11 protein-coding genes are annotated in these 21,255 nt (G+C 73.3%); 2 read left to right on the top strand and 9 right to left on the bottom strand.

Going from position 1 to position 21,255, the window contains the following annotated elements; all coding sequences use genetic code 11:
* Positions 1 to 253 precede the first annotated feature (253 nt).
* Both CLV43_RS23125 and pnuC read right to left on the bottom strand, forming a co-directional pair.
* Positions 254 to 1,333, bottom strand: coding sequence for an AAA family ATPase (locus CLV43_RS23125; RefSeq protein WP_106189304.1), 1,080 nt, complete (start codon positions 1,331 to 1,333; stop codon positions 254 to 256).
* Positions 1,330 to 1,968 (bottom strand): nicotinamide riboside transporter PnuC, encoded by a 639-nt coding sequence (gene pnuC / locus CLV43_RS23120; RefSeq protein WP_211304482.1) that lies wholly within the window; start codon positions 1,966 to 1,968, stop codon positions 1,330 to 1,332. Before pnuC ends, CLV43_RS23125 begins: the two co-directional genes overlap by 4 nt.
* Positions 1,969 to 2,017: 49 nt before the next feature.
* On the opposite strand from pnuC, the gene CLV43_RS23115 reads away from it, so the two are divergent.
* The gene (locus CLV43_RS23115; RefSeq protein WP_146174878.1) at positions 2,018 to 3,895 is read left to right on the top strand and encodes an intein-containing Rv2578c family radical SAM protein; all 1,878 of its coding nucleotides are present in this window, start codon (positions 2,018 to 2,020) and stop codon (positions 3,893 to 3,895) included.
* Positions 3,896 to 4,204: 309 nt separating this feature from the next.
* Complete coding sequence (locus CLV43_RS23110; RefSeq protein ID WP_106189303.1) at positions 4,205 to 4,861, top strand: Rossmann-fold NAD(P)-binding domain-containing protein; 657 nt, start codon at positions 4,205 to 4,207, stop codon at positions 4,859 to 4,861.
* Here CLV43_RS23110 and CLV43_RS23105 read toward each other — a convergent pair.
* The 7 genes from CLV43_RS23105 to CLV43_RS23075 are packed head-to-tail and all read right to left on the bottom strand — an operon-like array spanning position 4,834 to position 21,140.
* Entirely contained in the window at positions 4,834 to 6,171 is a 1,338-nt protein-coding gene (locus CLV43_RS23105; protein ID WP_342749804.1) for an MFS transporter, read from the bottom strand. The genes CLV43_RS23110 and CLV43_RS23105 overlap by 28 nt on opposite strands.
* 8 nt (positions 6,172 to 6,179) lie before the next feature.
* Positions 6,180 to 7,910: an ABC transporter ATP-binding protein gene (locus CLV43_RS23100; RefSeq protein ID WP_106189302.1), complete on the bottom strand. Its 1,731-nt coding sequence runs from the start codon at positions 7,908 to 7,910 to the stop codon at positions 6,180 to 6,182.
* Positions 7,911 to 7,917: 7 nt separating this feature from the next.
* On the bottom strand, positions 7,918 to 9,048 hold the full coding sequence (locus CLV43_RS23095; protein WP_106189301.1) for a glycosyltransferase: 1,131 nt from the start codon (positions 9,046 to 9,048) through the stop codon (positions 7,918 to 7,920).
* The gene (locus CLV43_RS23090; protein WP_106189300.1) at positions 9,045 to 9,845 is read right to left on the bottom strand and encodes an alpha/beta fold hydrolase; all 801 of its coding nucleotides are present in this window, start codon (positions 9,843 to 9,845) and stop codon (positions 9,045 to 9,047) included. Before CLV43_RS23090 ends, CLV43_RS23095 begins: the two co-directional genes overlap by 4 nt.
* The gene (locus CLV43_RS23085) at positions 9,842 to 10,171 is read right to left on the bottom strand and encodes an acyl carrier protein (RefSeq protein ID WP_106189299.1); all 330 of its coding nucleotides are present in this window, start codon (positions 10,169 to 10,171) and stop codon (positions 9,842 to 9,844) included. The genes CLV43_RS23090 and CLV43_RS23085 overlap by 4 nt, the downstream gene beginning before the upstream one ends.
* Complete coding sequence (locus tag CLV43_RS23080; RefSeq protein WP_106189377.1) at positions 10,168 to 14,319, bottom strand: type I polyketide synthase; 4,152 nt, start codon at positions 14,317 to 14,319, stop codon at positions 10,168 to 10,170. Before CLV43_RS23080 ends, CLV43_RS23085 begins: the two co-directional genes overlap by 4 nt.
* Before the next feature lie 8 nt (positions 14,320 to 14,327).
* Positions 14,328 to 21,140, bottom strand: a complete 6,813-nt coding sequence (locus tag CLV43_RS23075) for a type I polyketide synthase (protein ID WP_106189298.1) — start codon at positions 21,138 to 21,140, stop codon at positions 14,328 to 14,330.
* Between the last annotated feature and the right edge of the window lie 115 nt (positions 21,141 to 21,255).

Below are 21,255 nucleotides of genomic sequence, written 5' to 3'. Positions count from 1 at the left end.
ACGAGCCACGGCCCTATGTATGGACCAAGACCGCCGACCAGATCCTCGACTCCATCGCACGCTACTGCACACGAATTAACAACTCGGGACACTAGTGCGGTGACCACGATCCTTGGCGGGCATTTCCGGGCCCAGGCGCTCGCTCGGTTCTCCGCCCCCGCGCCCCGTACTGCCAGTACGAGGGCGCGGGGGCGGAGAACCGAGGGACCGCCTGGACGACGGAACTCCCCGGCAAGGGTTCGTGATCACCGCACTAGCCTCCCAACGGCTTCGAGTAGCGGAAGTGCCCGGCGAGCACCTCCGTCGTGACCGCGAGCGCTTGCGCCAGCCGTTCCCCCGGCGTCCCGGTGACCAGTCGCCACGGCACCCCGCGTGCGGCCAGTCCCGCGGTGAACAGCTCCGTCATCCACCCCCGCAGCTCCTCGCCGTCGCGCCACCCGTCCTGCTCGAACGGCACCCCGACGTGGTCGGTGAGCAGGTACAGCGCTGGCTTGCGGGCGTTCGGCGCGATGTCCGCGCGCGGCGTCCCGAGGTACCGGTGGCCCCACACGGTCGCCGCCCACGCGTCGTTGTCGCACACTAGCAGCGGACCGTCCACGGCGGCGTCCTCGTCGGCCTGCTGCCGCACGGCGACGTCCACGAAGTCGCCGACCGTCCACACCAGACCGTCCAGTCCGGCCTCCGGGTCGAAGGCCCGTGCGGCGGCGAGCTTGAGCTCGGTGTGCCGTCGGCCGTACTCCGGCACCCACGGCGCGCCCAGCTGGCTCGCAAGCGCTTGCGACAACGTGGTCGTGCCGCTGCTCTCCGCCCCCACCACGACGATCCGCGCGGCCAGTCCGCGGCGGGTGGCGGGGGCGAGGTGGTGCCAGTTGCCCCGCGGGTCCTCCCGGATGGCGGTCCCCGACACCGGGAACGTCGACCGCGACGGGTCCACCGGGATGTGCTCGGCGCCGAGGCGTTTCGCGAGCTCGTCGCCGTAGGCCTCGCTGGAGAACACGACGTCCACCGGTGCGCCGGTCGGGTCGCCGTCGAGGATCGCGCGGCGGGCCAGCACCGACCGGGTCACGCCGACGTGCAGCTCCCAGATCGCGTCGTCCTCGAAGTCCATCGGGTGGTCGTCGAGGTCGCCGAGCACGGCCACGCCGGGATCGGCCGCGTGCTCGGCGGCGAGCCAGGCGACCCGCTCGGCCAGCGGGATCGACTCCGCGCTGGAGCCGAGCACGGCGACCGTCGTGCGGTCGCTGCGCCCGGCCGCCGTGCGGACGAGGTGGTGGTGCCCGGCGTGCGGCGGGTAGAACTTGCCGAGCACGAGGGCGTGCCGGAACCGGGTCACGCGGCGACCAGCTCCGCGCGCAGGTCCTTCGTCCACGACCGCAGGCCGAGCACGCACAGGGCGATGAACCCGACGTAGAGGATCGCGGTCAGCCACAGGTCCTTGTAGGCGTAGAGCGGCACGTAGATCACGTCGGCGGCGATCCACAGCCACCACGACTCGACCTTCTTGCGCGTCTGCCCCCACGTCGCCAGCAGCGACAGCACCGTCGTGACGGCGTCGGCCCACGGCACGGTGGAGCTGGTGTAGGCGGTGAGGATCCACACCAGCAGGCCGGTCAGCACCACCCCGGCGACCAGCAGCCACAGCCACTGCGCCGGTGTCGTGCGGCTGACCGGCAGGGGCGTGTGGTGGTCGCCGCCGCGCAGCCACGACCACCAGCCGTAGAGCGCGAGCCCCAGGTAGACGACCTGGAGGCCGGAGTCCGCGAAGAGGCCGCTGGTGGCGAACAGCGCCAGGAACGCCAGGTTGTTCAGGATGCCGATCGGCCAGTTCCACGCGTTCTGCCGGGCGACCAGCCAGACGCACAGCGCGCCGGTGACGAACCCGATGACCTCACCCCAGCTCGTGGGTGCGCCCGCGAACGTGACGGCGGTGGTGTTGAAGGGGACCAGGACCACGTCGAGCAACGACACGGGCGCTCCTCCGATTGACGTCGGTTCGAACACATGTTCGAATGGCGGCATGCGATGGGACGGGCAGAAGGACGGGGCGGCACCTCAACAGGCGCTACCGGGGTTGCCGGGGGTCGTGCGCAGCGTACGAACTCCCGAGTTCGCCGACGTGGTGTTCCACGAGGTGCACGCCAAGTCCGTCCTCAACAAGGTGCCCGGTTCGTCCCCGATGCCGTTCAAGTGGACGGTCAACCCGTACCGCGGCTGCTCCCACGGGTGCACCTACTGCCTGGCGGGCGACACGCCGATCCTGCTCGCCGACGGCCGCACCAAGCCGCTCGTGGACGTCGAGGTCGGCGACGAGGTGTGCGGCACGAAGGACGGCCGGTACGTCCGGACCACGGTCCTCGCGCACTGGAGGACCGTGAAGCTCGCCTACCGGGTCGTGCTGGAGGACGGCACCGAGCTGGTCACCAGCGGCGACCACCGGTTCCTCAGCACGGACGGCTGGAAGCACGTTTCCGCGGGTCGCTGCGAGCGCCCCCGGTTGGCCGTCGGCGACCGGCTGGTCGGCGTCGGCGGGTTCGCGGCGGGCCCGGAGGAGACCCCGGACTACCGCAACGGCTACCTGTGGGGCGTCGTGCGCGGCGGTCTGACCACCGAGCCGGAGGCGCTCGACCGCGCCGAGCGGTACGCGGAGGCCGACCGCGACCGCGTCGAGTGGCCGGTCGCGCCGCGCGACGACTGGACGAAGGGCTTCCTCGCGGGCGTGTTCGACGCGGCGGGCCGCTGCGAGGACGGTGTCCTGCGCATCCGCACGGACCACCCGATCGTGGACGCCGTTGTGCTCGGCCTCAAGCGCCTCGACTTCGACTGCACGGTCGAGGACGGCGTCACCAGGCTGCGCGGCGGCGCCGCCGAGGCCCTGCGCTTCTGCCACACCACCGATCCCGCCCGCAGCAGCGCCCGCACGATCACCGGCGCCCACCTGGAGACCGCGATCGGCGTCGTCGCGATCAAGGCGCTCGGCGAGGACCGGACGCTGTTCGACATCACCACCGGCACCGGCGACTTCGTCGCCAACGGCGTCGTCAGCCACAACTGCTTCGCCCGCAACAGCCACACCTACCTCGACCTGGACGCGGGCCACGACTTCGACAGCCAGGTCGTCGTGAAGGTCAACGCCGTCCAGGTCCTCACCAGGCAGCTCCGCTCCACCCGCTGGCAGCGCGAGCACGTCGCCATGGGCACCAACACCGACCCGTACCAGCGCGCCGAGGGCCGCTACCGCCTCATGCCCGGCATCATCAAGGCCCTCGCCGACTCGGGCACCCCGTTCTCCATCCTCACCAAGGGCACCATCCTCGCCCGCGACCTCCCCCTGCTCGCCGAGGCCGCCAAGTCCGTCCCGGTCGGCGTCGGCGTCTCCCTCGCCTTGCTGGACCGCGACCTCCAGCACTCCCTCGAACCCGGCACCCCCAGCCCCCAGGCCCGCCTCGACCTCATCCGCCGGGTCCGCGACGCAGGCCTCCCGTGCGGCGTCTTCGTCGCCCCGGTCCTGCCCGCCCTCACCGACTCCAAGGAACACCTGGACGCCCTCCTCGGCCAGATCGCCGCCGCCGGCGCCACCGGCGTCACCGCCCTCGCCCTCCACCTCCGCCCCGGCACCCGCGAATGGTTCGCCCACTGGCTCCTCCGCGAACATCCGGACCTCCTCGACGGCTACCGCAACCTCTACGGCACCGGCAGCTACGCCGACAAGCGCTACCGCACCTGGCTCACCGCCCGCCTCAAACCCCTACTCCGCAAACACGGCCTCACCCCCAAACCCCACCGCGACCCCACCGGCATCCCCGGCGACGACAACGGCCGCTGGCCAGACGGCGCACTACCCGCCAACATCCCCACGCAGCGTGGGATCGACAGAGACCAACTGACACTGCTGTAGGGCACAAGGACAAACACCAGAAAGACGCTGGAAAGCAAGACATCTGACCTGCACAAGACACCAACCAACGGCCGACTCAAGAAAGCCGCTGGTACGCAACGAAAGCACGCAACCGTGGTCGATTTGACTTGGGGTTTTTGGGCTTACAATTAGTCGGCGGGCACGCTCTACCACCTGCCCTTTTACGCCGACAAAGCCCAAAAAAGGGGCCCCAAGTCAAATCGACCACACCACCACGGGTCGTAACCCCCACCCAGCCACGCACCAAGCGAACTCGCCACACCCCTCACCCCCCACTAACCTGCGCCCATGAAGGTCATCCTCTTCGGCGCCAGCGGCATGGTCGGCCAGGGCGTGCTCCGCGAATCCCTCCTAGCACCCGACGTCACCGACGTCCTCTCCATCGTCCGGACCCCCACCGGCAAGCACGACCCCAAGCTCACCGAACTGGTCCACCGCGACTTCACCGACTTCTCCGGCGTCAAGGACCGGCTCTCCGGCTACGACGCCTGCTTCTTCTGCCTGGGCGTCTCCTCCCTCGGCATGAAGGAACCCGAGTACACCCGCGTCACCTACGACTTCACCCTCGCCGCCGCCCGCACCCTCGCCGAGCTCAACCCGGACTCGACCTTCATCTACGTCTCCGGCGCGGGCACCGACAGCACGGAGAAGGGCCGCTCCATGTGGGCCCGCGTGAAGGGCAAGACCGAGAACGACGTGATGGCGCTGCCGTTCCACGGTTACGCCTTCCGCCCCGGCTACATCCAGGCCCTGCACGGCGTCACGCCGAAGGTCCCGTGGATGAAGGCGGTCTACACCGTGCTCTCCAAGGCCTACCCGCTGCTGCACCGGATCCTGCCCAAGGCGACCACGACGACCGAGAACCTCGGCCTGGCGATGCTGGACGTGGCCCGCACCACCCCGGCCAAGAAGATCCACTACAGCACGGACTTCAACGCCCGCTGACTCGTCGTCACGACCCCGAGCACGCCGACGGCGACACCGCACCCGGCGACGATCCACCACCCGACGACGCTCCCCGCGAACCCGCCGATCAGCGCGACGCCGAGCGCCGCGCCGACCTGCCTGCTGGTCGACGCGATGGCCGCGGCGACCCCGGCCTGCTCACGGGGCATCCCGGACACGGCGGTGTTCGTGATGGGCGCGTTCACCATCCCGAACCCGATCCCGAACGCCGCGTAGGCCACGACCAGCAGCGCGATCGGCGTGACGGGTCCGAGCCGGGTCAGCAGCACGCCCGCGGCGGTCAGCCCGATCCCGGCGACGACGAGCGGCACGCGTGCGCCCCAGGTGCCGACGATCCGGCCGGACAGGGGCGCGAACACGGCGGTCATCGCGGCCATCGGGAGCGTGAGCAGCCCGGCGTGCAGCGCGGAGAACCCGCGGGTCTCCTGGAGGTAGATGCTGTTGAGGAACAGGAACCCGCCCAGCGAGGCGAACGCGCAGACGGCGATCACGGTGGCGCCGGAGAACGGGACGCTGCGGAAGAACCGCAGCTCCAGCAACGGGTCCTCACGCCGGGGCTCGTAGTGGAGCAGTCCTGCCAGCGACAGGGCGGCGACGGCGAAGCTGCCGACGATCAGCGGCGAGCCCCATCCGGTGCCGGGGCCCTCGATGATGCCGAACACCGTTCCCGCGAGGACCAGCACGACCAGCAGCTGCCCCACCGGGTCGAGCCTGCGGGGGCGGTCGGCGCGGGACTCGGGGACGAACAGGGCGGTGAGCACGACGGCGAGCACGCCGACCGGCACGTTGAGCCAGAAGATCGACCGCCAGCCGATCGTCTGCACCAGCGCGCCGCCGACCAGCGGCCCGGCGGCCATGCTCAGCCCGACGACCCCGCCCCACACCCCGATCGCGCGGGCGCGCTCGCGCTTCTCGGTGAACGTGTTCGTGATGATCGACATGGCGACCGGGTTGAGCATCGACCCGCCCGCGGCCTGCACCATCCGGAACGCGATCAGCAGCCCGACGTTCGGCGCGATGCTGCACAGCAGCGAGCCGACGCTGAACAGCACCAGTCCCACCTGGAACGTCCGCCGCCTGCCCAGCCGGTCCGCCGTCGACCCGGACAGCACCAGCAGCGCGGCCAGGACGAGCGTGTACGCGTCGACCGTCCACTGCAGACCGGTCACCGACGCGCCGAGCTCGTGGCGGATCGACGGCAGGGCCAGGTTCACGATCGTCGCGTCGAGCCCGACGATGAACAGGCTCATGCAGCAGATGGCGAGCACGAGCGGTTTGCGTACGGGCACCCACCCGACTATTCCATAGCATCGGCAAGCAGTTGGGTCGACGCGAGCTCGCGGTACAGCTCGTCGTCGTCCACCAGCGACCGGTGCGTGCCGCGGGCGCGCACGATCCCGTGTTCCAGCACCACGATCTGGTCGACCTCGGTCACGGTGGACAGCCGGTGTGCGATGAGGATCACGGTGCACCGCTGTGCGGCCTGCGTCACGGCGTCGCGCAGCGCCTGCTCGTTGCGGGCGTCCAGCTGCGCGGTTGCCTCGTCGAGCAGCAACACCTGCGGCTTGCGCAGCAGCGCACGCGCGATGGCCAGCCGCTGCCTCTCACCACCGGACAGCGTCACGCCGCGCGGCCCGACCGGGGTGTCCAGGCCGTCGGCCAGCCCGTCGACGAGCTGGTCGAGGCAGGTCACCCGCAGCGCCTCGGCGATGTCGTCGGGACCGGCGTCGGGGGCGGCGTAGAGGAGGTTCTCGCGGATCGTCCCGGCCATCGCGGGGGCGTCCTGCTCCACGTAGGCGATCCGGCGGCGCACCTCGGCGCGGGTGAGCGTCGAGACGTCCTGCCCGGCCAGCAGCACCATCCCGTCCGACGGGTCGTAGAACCGCTGGAGCAGCGCGAACATCGTGGTCTTGCCCGCACCGGACAGGCCGACGAGCGCGGTCTGCGTGCCGCCGGGGACGACGAACGAGACGCCCTTGAGCGCCGGGTCGCGGCCGGGATAGGAGAAGCGCACGTCCCGCAGCTCGATCGCGGGCGGCGGCACCCCGTCGGGCAGCGCGACGAGCGCGGCCACGTCGTCCTCGATCGGCATGTCCCGCACCTCCTCGATGCGGCCGACCGCGCCGAGGCCCTGCTGCATCTTGCTCGCGCCGCCGATCAGCGAGGCGATCGGACCGGCCAGGAAGAAAACGTAGAGCAGGAACGCGATCAGCGCGGCCACCGACAGGCCGCCGGACGCGACCAGCATCCCGCCGAACCCGAGGACGGCCAGGAACGCGCCCTGGATCGACGCGCCGGACACGACGCTGACGATCGCCGCGTAGCGCGCGCCGACCAGCCCGGCCCGGTAGGCCTCGTCCACGGCGCCCTCGGCCAGCGCGGTCTCGCGGTCCTCCGCGCCGTTCGCCTTCACGGTCCGCGCCGCGCCCAGCGTGCGGTCGAGGGTGGCGCCGATGGCGCCGACGGACTCCTGCGCCCGTGCCACGGCCTGCCGGATGCGGGGGAGCACGAGGGTCAGGACCGCGGCGACGCCGAGCAGCACCAGCAGCGTGACGCCGAGCAGGCCAAGGTGCAGGGTGCCCATCAGCACGATCGCGCCGACCAGCGTCAGCGCCCCGTTGACGACCATGATCAGGCCCTCGGTGGCCGCGCTCTGCAGCAGCGTGCTGTCCGAGGTGACCCGTGCGATGAGGTCGCCGGGTGGCCGCCGGTCGAGCTCGGGGACGCGCAGCCGGATGAGCCGGAAAACCAGTCCCTTGCGCACGTCCCGCACGACGCTCTCCGACGTGCGCTGCTGCAGCCACGAGGTCGCGCCGGTCAGCGCCGCGCCCGCGAGCAGCAGCCCGGCGAGCATCGCGATCGGTCCGGCGACGCCCGCGCCGGTGCCGAGGGCGGTCAGCACGTCCTGCGCCACCAGCGGTTGGGCGAGTCCGCACGCGCTGGCCAGCAGGGTCAGCGCGAGCGTGGACAGCAGCACCGGGCGGTGCGGCCGCGCGTAGGACAGCAGGGTGCCGAGTGATCCGGGCATGGTGGTCTCACACCTTCTCGAGGTGGTCGGCGGCGCGGGCAGCGCCGCCCGCCGCGCGGAACGAGTCGCCGACGACGGCCGCGGCCCGCCGGTGGCCGGTGGTGTCGTCGAGCACGGTCGTGATGGCGTCGGCCAGGTGCGCGGAGGTGGCGCGGGAGAAGCGCACCCGCACGCCCGCGCCCGCGGCGACCACCTGCCCGGCGACGATGGGCTGGTCGTCGCGGATCGGCGCGACCACCAGCGGGACGCCGTGCCACAGCGACTCGCACACCGTGTTGTGGCCCGCGTGGCAGACCACGGCGTCGACGCGGGGCAGCAGGTCGAGCTGGGGGACGTGCCGCCGCACCAGGACGTTGTCCGGCACCTCGCTCAGCGAGGAGTCCGGGTCGACCAGCACCGCGCGGACGGGCAGGCGGGACAACGCCTGCGCGGCCTGGGCGAGGAACCGGTGGCCCGCGTCGGCGTTGGCCGTGCCGAGGGTGACGAGCACGGTCGGCGTGCCCTCGACGATCCACTCCCACGGGAAGTCCGATGTGGATGGTCGCGGTAGGACGGACGGGCCGACGAGCCACACGTCGTCGTGCGGCAGCTCGACCGGGCCGAGCAGCTCACGGGTGGTGAACGCGAGCACGCCGTGCGGGGAGAACCGCGGGTCGGGGCCGCCGGAACCGCCGCGCAGCCCGTCGATCCGCTCGGCCAGCCACGTCTTCACCTTCGGCATGCCGGACAAGGGGTCCACCAGCTCGGCGGACGTGGTCGCGGAGGTGACCCACGGCAGTCCCAGCTCCTCGGCGACCAGTCCGCCCGCGACGGCCTGCTGGTCGGCGACGACCACGTCCGGCGCGAACTCCGCCACCGCCGCCCGCACGCCGGGTGCCATCGCGCGGGCCAGCGGCAGCAGGAAGTCCTGCCACAGGAAGCGGAACGCGGCCGGGCCGGTCAGGTCGGAGCCGCGCGCGGCCAGCTCGGGCGACGCGCAGTCGAGCACCGCGGCGTCGTCGCCGACCAGCTTGCGCACGACGTCGTGGTGACCGGCCCACGCGACGGCGTGGCCGCGCGCCACCAGTTCCGCGGCCACGCCGATCGTCGGGTTGACGTGCCCGACCAGCGGCGGGACCACGAACAGGAACCGGCTCACCCGACCCGCCCCAGCGCGTGGTCGCGCACCCAGCCCAGGATCGCGTCCCTGGTCTCGTCGGTGCGCTCGATCAGCACCGAGTGGCCCTGGTCGGGCAGCACGACCGTGCGGCACGACGACAGGTAGGACTCGAAGTACGGCACCTGCCGCGACAGCCCCGAGTCCGCGCCGAAGATCGCCAGCACCGGGCAGCGGATCGCGGACAGGTCGTCGGAGATCGTGTCGCTGACCGGGATGTCCTCCAGCATCGAGGTCACCTGGAGCAGCCTGCCCGCGGCCCGTGACAGCCGGGCGGTGTGCCTGCCGTTGTTGACCGCGATCCAGTCGATCACCGCGTCCTGGGTGAGCTGCGACTTGGCCAGGTCGAGCCCTTCGGCCATCCGCACGGTCCACGCCCGCACCGGCGGCTCGGCCTCGATCGCGATCACCGTGGCGACCCGGTCGGGGTGCGCCGCGGCGAGCCCGAACGCGATGCTGCCGCCGAAGGAGTTGCCGACCAGGTGCACCGGCCGGGTGATCTCCATGGCGTCCAGCAGCGCGACCAGGTCGGCCACGAACCGCTCCAGCTGGTACCCGGTCGCGGGCCGGTCGGACTTGCCGTGGCCGCGCAGGTCGTACATGACGACGTCCACGCCCGCCGCGGCGAACGCGGGGCCGAGCGTGAAGTAGTAGCTGGCCAGGCTGTCGGTGAGCAGGCCGTGGATGAACACCACGACCGGCGCCTCCCCGTCGACCGGGACCGTCGGGGGGAGGCGCTGGACGTGCGTGTCGAGGTCGCCCGCGAGGATCTTCGTCATCCGCGGGCCGCTTCGCGCAGCGAGACCACGACGTGGTCGACCAGCTGGCCGACGGTCATCGCGATGATCTCCTCCAGCTCGAAGCCCGCGATGAACTCGGCGAAGTTGACCTCGTCGCCGTAGCGCTCCTTGAGGTCGGCCGAGAGCGACACCAGGTCGATGCTCTCCAGCTCCAGGTCCTCGTGGAACCTGGTGTCCATGGTGATCTCGACGTCGTCGAGGCCGTACTCGTCGAGCAGGACGCGCAGCATCCCGGAGATCTCGGCCAGCACGGTGTCCTCGGTGACCTGACCCCCGGTAACCGGCGCGGTGGTGTCGACGCTCATGTGCCCATCTCCCGTTCGTCGTCGGCCGTCCAGGCCACGATGTACTCCCTGCTCGGCAGTCCCGGCGGGTTGCCGACTCGTGCGGACCGGACCACGGGGACCGCGCCGTCCTCGTGGTGCGCTCCGAATGCCGCGACCAGGGCGGCCCTGGTCGCCTTGAGCTCCGCGTCCGGCGCGTCGGCCGGTTCCACGGCGATGCCGCACCGGCCACGGGCCGCGATCCCGACGCCGAGCTCCCCGTGGGCCGCCACCGAGACGGTCAGCGCGGGAGCTTCCCGCCCGTGCACGCCCACGACCTCCTTGCCCCGCAGCAGGAGCTCGGCGGGGAACACCTCGCCCTCGCCGTGGTCCCACATCCAGCGGCGCACGGCGTCCTTCGCGGCGATCCGGCCCAACAGCCACTGCCGTTTGCCGCGCGGCGGCTCGGCGTCGTACTGCTCGCGCTCCGCGCTGCCCAGCTGGTTGCGCATGATCAGCTCGCGGGTGGCCAGGTCGGGCCACCGCTCGTGCACGCGGGTCCAGCCGCCTTCCTCCACAGTGGACAGCGTGTTGCGGCCGGGGGCCCGGTCGTTGGCCCGGATGTTCGGGTCGCTGTCGAACCGGCGGTCCGACCAGCCGTCGAACTCCGCCCACACCCGCCCGCCGCGCACCAGCTGCATGTCCGCCGTCAGGGCGGTGTCGGTCACGGACGTGACGCGCACCAGGCATTCGAGCCGTTCGCCCGCGGCCGGGTGCTCGCCGTGGAAGCGGATCCGCCGGATCGCCACCGGGAACACCGTCGTGCGGTCGGGGAGCGATGCCATGATCCAGTAGCCGAGGACCTGGCCCACGTTGTCCAGCAGCGCGCCGGGCGCGGCGGGCGTGACCAGCCGGGCCCGCACGTGCTCGGCGCCGATGGCGGTCAGCTCCTCGACACCCTGGAACCGCGGCCCGTGGAACATCCAGCGCTCGTCGTACAGCTCGCGCGCGGTCAGGTCCGGGGTGCGCTCGCCGGTGAACGTCCAGGGCGCGGGCGCGGCGGCGGGGAACTCCGGTGCCAGCTCGACCACCGCGCGGGAGTAGCCGTCGAACGAGGCCAGCACCCGGTCGTCGCCCGCGGGCACGACGCTGACCGGCACGTCGACCGACGGGATGGCGGTGATCCACTGGCTGAGCCGCACGTCGTGCACCGCGACGGCCCGCCGACCGGGAGCGGCCTGCTCGGCGAACGCCATCAGGTGGCCGATCACCGTCGTCGCGGGTACGACCGGCCAGCTGTCGACGTGGTCGGGCCAGCCGGGCCGCTGCTGGAAGAAGCAGTGGTCCAGCAGGTACGGCATGGTGTCGACGGACACCCGCAGCACGCTGTCGAGCCGGGTCGGCGCGGGCGCGGGCCTGCGGGCGGTGAGCAGTTCGGCGGCCGCGTCCGCGGTGTCCCGCAGCAGCGACGACAACTCCGCCGCGAGCGGCGACCCGTCGACCAGACCGTCCAAAGCGGACGCTTGACCGGGCATCCGCAGCCGGGTGCGGGCGTCGAGGGAGATGAGCGCCCCGCCGAGGTCGAGCCGGACCGGGGCCCTGCGGCGGGGAGTCGTCGGCAGCAGCGGGCTGACGTCCGGCTCGGCGCCGTCCACCCACAGCGCCGTCACCACGCGGCGCAGCTGGTCGAGCCCGTCGCGGTGCGGCGAGTGCGCGGACACGACGAGGGTGTCGCGACCCTGCAACGTGTCCGCGACCAGCGACCCGGTCTGGCCGACGCCGAGCTGCACGAACGCCCGGAACCCGGCCGCGTGCATCGCCTCCACCATCGGCCGGAACCGCACCGGTTCCAGGAGGTGCCGCACGAACAGGTCGCGCACGTCGTCGGCGTCGGTCGGGTACTCGCTCGCGGTCGTCGCCGACCACACCGGCACCGCGGACGGGTTGATGTCGTACCCGTCGGCGGCGCGCCGGATCGGGTCGAGGTACGGCGCCAGCATCGGCGTGTGGAACCCGGACTGGAACGGCAGCACCTGGCTGATCACGCCGTCGGCGCGGAACCGCAGCACCAGCGCCTCGACGGCGTCGGCGGGACCGCAGACCATCGACTGGCTCGGCGCGTTGTCGTGCGACAGCACCACGTCGCGCTGGTCGGCCAGCACGGCGAGCACCCGGTCCGCCGGGGCGCCGAGGACCGCGAACGCGAGTCCCGGCACGCGCAGCGCGTCCGGGTCGAACCGGTCGAGGAACGCGTCCACCTGGTGGCCCGCGTGGATCCCGCCCGCGGCCATCGCCGTCCACTCGCCGACGCTGTGCCCGGCGACCGCGTCCGGCCGCACGCCCAGCCGCCGCAACGCGGTGTCGAGCAGCCTGCCGAGCTGGAACACGCCCTTGCCGTGCCTGCCGACGTCGCCGACCAGCGCGTCGGACGTCCAGTCGAGGCCGAAGCGGCGGGCCAGCGCGTCCACGGACGGCGCGAACTCCGCCTCCAGACCGGGGAACAGGAACGCCAGCTTGCCGCCGCCGTCGCCCAGCAGGGGTGTCGGGGCGAACCACACGTCGTTGCGGCCGCGCCAGCCCTTGCCCTTGGCCACGGCCTTGCGGGCCAGGGCGAGGCGTTTCGGGGTGGGGTCGACGATCCCGAGCCTGGTCGGGCCGGTGGCGGCCTCGCGTTCGTCGAGACCGGTCGCGAGCACCGTGGCGTCGTCGGTGTCCAGCATCGCCGCTAGGTGGCCGGGTGACGCGGCGGACAGCCGCAGCACCCGTTCCGGCTCGCGCACGGACGCCGGTCCCGGCCTGCTGTTCGGCGCCTGCTCCAGCACGACGTGCGCGTTGATGCCGCCGAACCCGAACGCGTTCACGCCCGCCCGGCGTACCTCGCCGACCCACGGCCGCACCTCGGCGATCGGCTGGAACCGGGTCGCCTCCAGCGCGGGGTTCGGGTCGTCGCAGTGCAGCGTCGGGGGCAGGACCCCGTGGTGCACGGCCAAAGCCGCCTTCACCAGCGCCGCGACCCCGGCCGCTGGCATGGTGTGGCCGATCATCGACTTCACCGACCCGATCACCGGCCGGTCGGTCGCCGACGCCGGGCCGAACACCTCGGCCAGCGTGGCCAGCTCGGCCGTGTCACCGGCGGGGGTGGCCGTGCCGTGGGCCTCCAGCAGGCCGATCGAGCCCGGCTCCGCCGGGTCGGTGCCCGCCGCGAGCCACGCCTGCCGGATCGCCCGCACCTGGCCGCCGGTGTCCGGGTTGACCAGGCTCGCCGTGCGGCCGTCGCTGGCCACGCCGGTCCCGGTGATCACCGCGTAGACCCGGTCGCCGTCGCGTTCGGCGTCGGCCAGCCGCTTCAGCACGACCACACCGGTGCCCTCGCCGATCAGCACGCCGTCCGCGCCGCGGTGGAACGGGCGGATCCGCTGGCTCGGCGACAGCGCGCCGAGCTGGGTGAACACGCTCCACAGCGTGATGTCGTGGCAGTGGTGGACACCGCCCGCGAGCATCACGTCGCAGCGCCGGTCGGCCAGCTCGCGCACGGCGTGGTCGACCGCGACCAGCGAGGACGCGCAGGCCGCGTCCACGGTGTAGGCGGGGCCGCGCAGGTCGAGCCGGTTCGCCACGCGGGACGCGGCCAGGTTCGGCACCAGCCCGATCGCGGACTCGGGGGAGTCCGGGCCGAGCTGGTCGCTGAACGCCTGCCGCACCTGCTCCAGCTTGTCGTCGCCCAGCTCGGGCATCAGCTGCCCGAGCGTGCGGACGAGCTGCCGCGCGGTCCGCACCCGCTGGTCCAGCCGGGCCAGCGCGGGCGTGAGGTAGCCGCCGCGACCGAGGATCACGCCCACGCGTTCGCGGTCGGCCGGGAGCCACCGGTCGCCGCCCGCGTCCGTGATGGCCGCCGCGGCGACGTGCAGGGCGATCAGCTGGTCCGGCTCGGTGCCCGCCACGGAGTTCGGCATGATCCCGAAGCTCACGACGTCCACCTCCGCCAGCGGGTCGACGAAACCCCCGCGGCGGCAGTAGACCCGGTCGGCCCGGCGTTCCAGGTCCGGCTCGTAGTAGTCGGCGTCCCACCGGCCCGCGGGGACGTCGGTGATGGCGTCCACGCCGGTGGTGATGTTGCGCCAGTAGGTGTCCAGGTCCGGTGCCCCCGGCAGGAGCACCGACATGCCGACGATGGCGACAGGGGTGGTCATCGTCGTGGTCACCAGCCCGACGCGGTGTAGACCACCGAGTCGACCTCGTCCGGTCCCCAGGCGAGCTCGCGCAGCAGGGACAGCGCGCCCTCCTCCGGGTCGATCAGCTTGATGCCGCGCTTGGCGTAGGACCGCATCAGCTCCGGCGTCACCATGCCGTTGTTGGTGCCGGTCGGCGCCCACGGTCCCCAGTGGACGGTCAGGCCGCGGAAGTCCAGCCCGCGCCCCAACGACTCCAGCGCGTCGTTCGCGGCGGCGTAGTCGGCCTGGCCGCGGTTGCCCAGCACGGCGGCGATGCTGCCGAAGAACACCGCGAACCGCGGCCCGTTCGGCAGTCCCGCCACCGCTTCCAGCACGGTCTTCGCGCCGTCGACCTTGGTGCCGTACACCCGGCCGAACGACTCCGCGGACTTCTCCGAGATCAGCTTGTCCTCGATCACCCCGGCCGCGTACACGACGCCGTCCAGCCTGCCGTGCTCGGTGTGGATCTCCTTGACCGCGCGGTGCACCGCCTCCACGTCGCGCATGTCCACCGAGTGGTAGCGGACCCGGCTGCCCAGCCCGGTGAGCCGGGCGACGGTGTCGCGGACCTCGCGGACGGCCACGATGCGGCCGATCTCGCGTTCGATCTCGGCGGGCGACCGCAGGCCGCCCGCGATCAGCGCGGTCCGCAGCGCCGCCGGGTCGGCCGCCGCCGCGATGGCCGGGGGCTCCGGTTCGGTCGGCAGTGCCGTGCGGCCGAACAGCTCCAGCCCGCACCGGCTCGCGCCCGCCAGGGTCGCGGCGAACCGGGCGGTGATGCCCTTGGCGCCGCCCACCAGCAGCACGACCGAGTCGCGGTCCAGCCCGATGGCCGCGGCCTCCGCGGCACCGTCGCCCGCCGGGCCTGCTCCGGAGCTGCCCAGCGGCCCGAGGTCGGTCTCCACCATCCGCAGCCCGACCCGGCCGGTGTCGGTGACCCGCACGACCGGTTCGCCGTCGGTGGCGCCCAGCTCGGCCAGCAGGGCGTCGACGGAGGCGTTCTCCAGCACCTTCACCGCGCTGTCCGGGTACTCCCTGGCCGCGCTGCGCATGAACCCGCGCAGTCCCTCGCCCGCACCGGCCGCGATCAGCCAGCGGGGCGCGGTGGCGAGCAGCGACCGGAACAGCGGGAACGCCTCGGGCAGCTCGGCGGTCCGGTCGAGGTGGAACACGCCGTCGACCACCACGGCCGCGTCGCGGGTCACCTCGGCACCCAGGTCGACCAGCCGCGCCACCAGCTCGTGGCCCTCGCCGACGACCAGGAACCGCTTGCCCGCCAACGACTCCGGCGCCACGGCGGCCGGGAGGGCGAACTCGGTCATCACGAGCCGGTGCGGCGCGATCACGACCGCCTCCGCGCTCTCCACCGGCGCGGCGACCGCGGCGACCGGCGGTGCGCCGCCACCCAGCAGCGCGGTGATGGCGGCCGCCGTGCGGGCCTGCGACAGCTGTTCGAGGTCCGCCGCGACGCCCAGCCGGAGGGCCAGCTCGCCTGCGATCTCGGTGCGCTTGATGGAGTCGACGCTGAGGTCGGCCTCCAGGTCGAGGTCCGGTTCGATCATGTCCGTCGGGTAGCCGGTGCGCTCGGCGATGATGTCGAGCACGGTCCGGAGCACGTCGGTCGGGGGTGCCGCGACGGCGACGGCGGTCGTGCCCGCGCCGAGGAGTGCGGTGATGGCGGCCGCGGTGCGGGCCTGGGACAGGGTCTCCAGGTCCGCGGTGACGCCCAGCCGGGCGGCGAGCTCGCCTGCGATCTCGGTGCGCTTGATGGAGTCGACGCTGAGGTCGGCCTCCAGGTCGAGGTCCGGTTCGATCATGTCGATCGGGTAGCCGGTGCGCTCGGCGATGATCTCCAGCACGGTCTGCATCGCGTTCGGCGCCGCGACCACCCCGACCGCGGCCTGCTCGATGACGACCGGCTGCACGACCACGGGCTGGAGCACGGGCCGCGCCGGTGACGCGACCCGCTGGACCGGCACCCGCTCGGCCGTGCCGAGGTAGTTGAGCAGCACGTCGCGCTGGGCGGCGATCATCTCCCGGCTGCCGCGCAGGAACTCCGCGATCAGCGCCTCCTCGGAACCGCCGCCGCCTTGCACAGCCATGGGGATCTCCTGAACGCGTTCGGCGGGGCGCAGCGCGCCCGCGGGGATGGCACCCGCGGCGGTGCGGACCAGGTGGCCGTCGACCGTCCACCCGGCCGTGCGGGTCTTGCGGGGCACGGAGGCGTCGACGGAGTCGCGGCCGCGGTGCAGCCACGACGTGCGCGGGTCGACACCGGACACGGCGAGCTGGGCGAGCGCGGTGAGGAAACCGCGGACACCGTGCTGCCCGTGGGACTCCAGCCCGACGGTCCGGTGTGGACGGTCGCCGAGGGTCGCGGACACCAGGCCGGAGAGCACCGAGCCGGGACCGGCCTCGACGAAGACGCGGGCGCCGTGGGCGTACATGGCCTCGACCTGCTCGGCGAACCGCACCGGCGACCCGATCTGCGCGGCCAGCTCGGCGGCGACGTCGTCCGGGTACACCGCGGCGGTCCGGTTCGACCACACCGGCACCTCCGGTGCCCGCACGTCCTCCAGCGCGGCGGCGAACGCCGCGCCCGCCGAGGCGACCAGCGGGCTGTGGAACGCGCACGCCACCTTGATCCGCTTCGCCCGGAACCCGGCCGCCTCCAGCGCCACCACGGCGGCCTCGACGTCCGCGGTGGGTCCGGAGACGACGGTCTGCCTGGGGGAGTTGAGGTTCGCGACCACGACGGACTCGGGCAGCAGCTCCGCGAACGCCGCGGCGGGCGCGGTCACGGCGGCCATGGCGCCGGGGTCGTCGCCGGTCGCCGCGAGGATCGACTCAGCCCGCGCCGCGCTCAGCGCGGGCAGGGACTCCGCGGGCAACGCGCCCGCCGCGGCCAGCGCGACGAGCTCGCCGTAGCTGTGCCCCGCCAGCATGTCCGGGTGCACCCCGGCCGCGGTGAGCAGGTCGAACGCGGCCAGCCCGACGATCCCCAGCGCGGGCTGGGCGACCCTGGTGTCGGTGATCGCGACCTGCTGCGCTGCCCGTTCCGCCGCGTCGAACGCGGTCGGCGGGTGCAGCACGTCGGCCCACCGGGCGCCGACCTGGACGTGCCGCTGGAGCTCGGGGAACGCCACGAACAGCTCGGCGAACATGCCGGGCCGCTGGCTGCCCTGGCCGGGGAACAGGAACGCGACCTCGCCGGTCACGCCGGTGGCCTGGAAGATCCCGTCGGCGGGCTTGTCCTCACCCGCGACCGCCCGGCGCAGCTTGGCGGCCAGGTCGTCCACATCGGACGCGACGACCGCGATCCGCACCTCGCCGCGGCCGAGGTCCGCGCGCTTGGCGGCGCTCAACGCGTAGTCGCGCAACCGCCATCCGCCCGCCTCGACCAGGGCCAGCAGCTGTTGGGCGGCCTGCACGGCACCCTCGCCGCGGAAGGTGAACAGCTCGGCGGGCCACTCGTCCAGCCCGTGCGCGGGCGGCGGTGCGCCGTCGTACCCGCGCAGCACCACGTGGAAGTTCGTGCCGCCGAACCCGAACGCGCTCACCCCGGCGACCCGGTCGGCGGGCTCGGCCGACCACGGCCGCGGGCCGTCGTGGAAGGTGAACGGGCTGGTGCCCGCCACCCAGGCGGAGTTCGGCTTGGTCACGTGCAGGGTCGGCGGCTGGACGCCGGTGTGCAGCGCCAGGGCGGTCTTGATCAGCCCGGCGAGCCCGGCGGCGCACTTGGTGTGCCCGATCTGGGACTTCACCGACCCGACCGCGCAACCGGCAGGCGCGGCGCCCGCCTCTACGAACACGTCGGTCAGGGTGGCGAGCTCGGTGCGGTCGCCCACCACGGTCCCGGTGCCGTGCGCCTCGACCAGGCCGACCTCGGCGGGGGAGATGCCCGCGTTGCGGTAGGCCCGTTCCAGCGCGTTGCGCTGGCCTTCCGGCCGCGGCGCGGTGAGGCCGAGCGACCGGCCGTCGCTGGCGCTGCCGACGCCCTTGATCACGGCGTACACCCGGTCGCCGTCGCGCTCGGCGTCGGCCAGCCGCTTGAGCACCACGCACGCCACGCCCTCGCCGAGCGCGATGCCGTCGGCGGAGCTGTCGAACGTGGCGCAGCGGCCGGTCGGCGACAGCGCGTGCACCGAGGAGAAGAGCAGGTAGTCGTTGATGCCGTTGTGCAGGTCCGCGCCGCCGCACAGCACGACGTCGCTGGTGCCGCTGGTGAGCTCCTTGCACGCCACGTCGACCGCGGTCAGCGAGGACGCGCAGGCCGCGTCCACGGTGTAGTTGGCGCCGCCGAGGTCGAGCCGGTTCGCGATCCTGCCCGCGATGACGTTGGCGAGCACACCGGGGAACGAGTCCTCGGTCAGCGTCGGCAGCTGGTCGCGCAGACCCGGTGGCACGTCGCCGAAGTAGCTCGGCAGGACCGTGCGCAGCGTCATCGCGTTGGACAGGTCGCTGCCCGCCTCGGCGCCGAACACCACCGACGTGCGGGAGCGGTCGAACGGCCGTTCCGCGTACCCCGCGTCGGCCAGCGCCCGCGACGCGGCCTCCAGCGCCAGCAGCTGCACCGGCTCGATGCTCGCCAACGACGTGGGCGGGATGCCGTACCGCAACGGGTCGAACGGGATCTCGGGCAGGAAACCGCCCCAGCGAGAGGGGGTGCGGTCGCCGTTGCCGTCGGGCGCGTAGTACACCGCCGGGTCCCAGCGGACCGCGGGCACCTCGGTGACGGCGTCCACACCGGACAGGACGTTCGCCCAGAACGTCGGCAGGTCGGGCGCCTGCGGGAACATGCAGGCCATGCCGATGACAGCGATGTCGAGGGGCGCGACCGCCGGGGCCGACGACTCCTGCTCCACCAGGCCGAGCTCCGCGGCCCGCCCGGCGGCGAACGCGGCGGCTCCCGTGGTGACACCGGCGTGCAGCGCGGCGATGGTCGTGACCTCCGACCGCAGCACGGCGACGTCACCGGCCATGAACATGCCCTCGCCGAGCTGGCGGTCCTCGTCCACTTCGGACAGCACGTCGCCGACCCGCTCGATGCCCTTGCTGGCCACGCGGAGCCTGCCGACGTTGAGCCGTTCCAACCGCTCCCACGCCTCGCGGTCGGGCACCTCGCGGTCGCGCAGCTCCTGCTTCACGGCCGCGTACTCGTCGGTGAACGGGCTGGTGACGCAGCGGGTCGCGTGACCGGGCGCGGTCTCCAGCAGCGCGGTGCTCGCGGCCGCCACGACCTGGCGCTGGAACAGCGGCTGGACCGCGCCCGCCGCGACGGCCTCCTCGGTGAACAGGTACGCGGTGCCCATCAGCACGCCGATGGCGCCGCCGCGCTCGGTCAGCGGGGTCGCCAGCGCCGCCACCATCGCGGCGGAGCGCTCGTCGTGGACGCCGCCCGCGAACAGCACGTGGACGTCGTCGGCCGGGTGGCCCGCGTCCGTCCACTCGGCGAGCACGGCCAGCTGCGCCTCCCACAGCGGGAAGCTGTTGCGCGGCCCCACGTGGCCGCCGCACTCGGCGCCCTCGAACACGAACCGCCGCGCCCCGGCCGCGAGGAACTGCCGCAGCAGACCGGGCGAGGGCACGTGCAGGAACGTGGTGACGCCGACCTCGTCGAGCGCCGCCGCCTGCGCCGGACGCCCACCCGCGATGATCGCGTGCGTCGGCCGCACCTCGCGGATCACGTCGAGCTGGGCGGACTTCACGTCCTCGGCGGCGAAGCCCAGGACCCCGACGCCCCAGGGGGTGTCGCCGAGCTGCTCGCGAGTCCTGGTCAGCACCTCGCGGGTCTGCGGACCGGTGGACAGCGCCAGCGCGATGAACGGCAGACCACCACCTCCGGCGACCGCGGCGGCGAACGCGGGCTGGTCGCTGACCCTGGTCATCGGACCCTGCGCGACGGGCAGCGCGGTGCCCATCGCGCGGGCGCCCGCGGAGTCCGGGCCGAGGGCGTCGGCGCCGGGACCGGTGAGCGCGCGGGTGACGGCGTCGCGCACGCCGCGGACGGCCGCGCCGACGGTGCCCCAGCGGTCGCGGAAAACGGCGGCCAGGAAGCCGTCCTGGCCCACGGGCAGGAAGCGGGTGTCCAGCGGGCCGGTCAGCGCGTCGGGGTCGGGTGCCGCGGGTGCTCCGGGTCCCTTGCGGAGCAGCACGCGGTGTCCGTGCACGACGGTCGTCTCCGAACCGTCCATCGTGGCGATCGCGCCGGTCACGTCGGCGGGCAGCTCGGACTCGGCGAGCAGCGCGAGCTGGACGTCCAGCACGACCCCCGCCGCGCCACCGGCCACCGCCGCGGCCGCCGTGTTCGGCCCGATGCCGCCCGCGGCCCACACGGGCGCGTCCAGGTCGGCCAGGAGCTGTTGCAGGAGCACGAACGTGGCCAGGTCGCCGACCCGCCCGCCGCTCTCGTGGCCGCGGGCGATCACGCCGTGCGCGCCGTGCAGGACGGCGTCGTGGGCCTGGTCGCGGTCGGTCACCTCGACCAGCACCCGCAGGCCGGGGAAGTCCTCCGGGCGCGCGGTCGCGCCGACGGCGAGGACCACCGCGGACACCTGCTCGGGCAGGTCCGCCGCGGTCAGCGCGCAGCCCGCGGTGACCCGCACGCCGAACGGGCCGTTGGTCCACCGGGCGGTGCGGCTCAGCGCCGACCGCGCGGCCCGGTCGCCCGTCCCGAGGTCCAGCACGCCGAGCGCCCCCGCCCGCACCGCGGCCGCCGTCATTCTCGGGGAGGTCGTGGAGAACGGGTTCAGCGCGATCACCAGATCGTCCGTGCTGGTTCGGTGGAGCAACCCGTGCATTTGCACTCCAGCAATTCTCGAAAGAGTGACAGGGACTACTCGGAGTTAAGCGGTTACCCCCGGTCAGGTCAATGCGTTGATGGGCTGAAAACTTGCAACCTCGCTCACATGTTAA

This window comes from Umezawaea tangerina, from assembly GCF_003002815.1.
Taxonomy (GTDB): Bacteria; Actinomycetota; Actinomycetes; order Mycobacteriales; family Pseudonocardiaceae; genus Umezawaea; species Umezawaea tangerina.
Note: the sequence above shows the minus strand (reverse complement) of the source record. Positions and strands in the feature narration are given on the sequence as shown.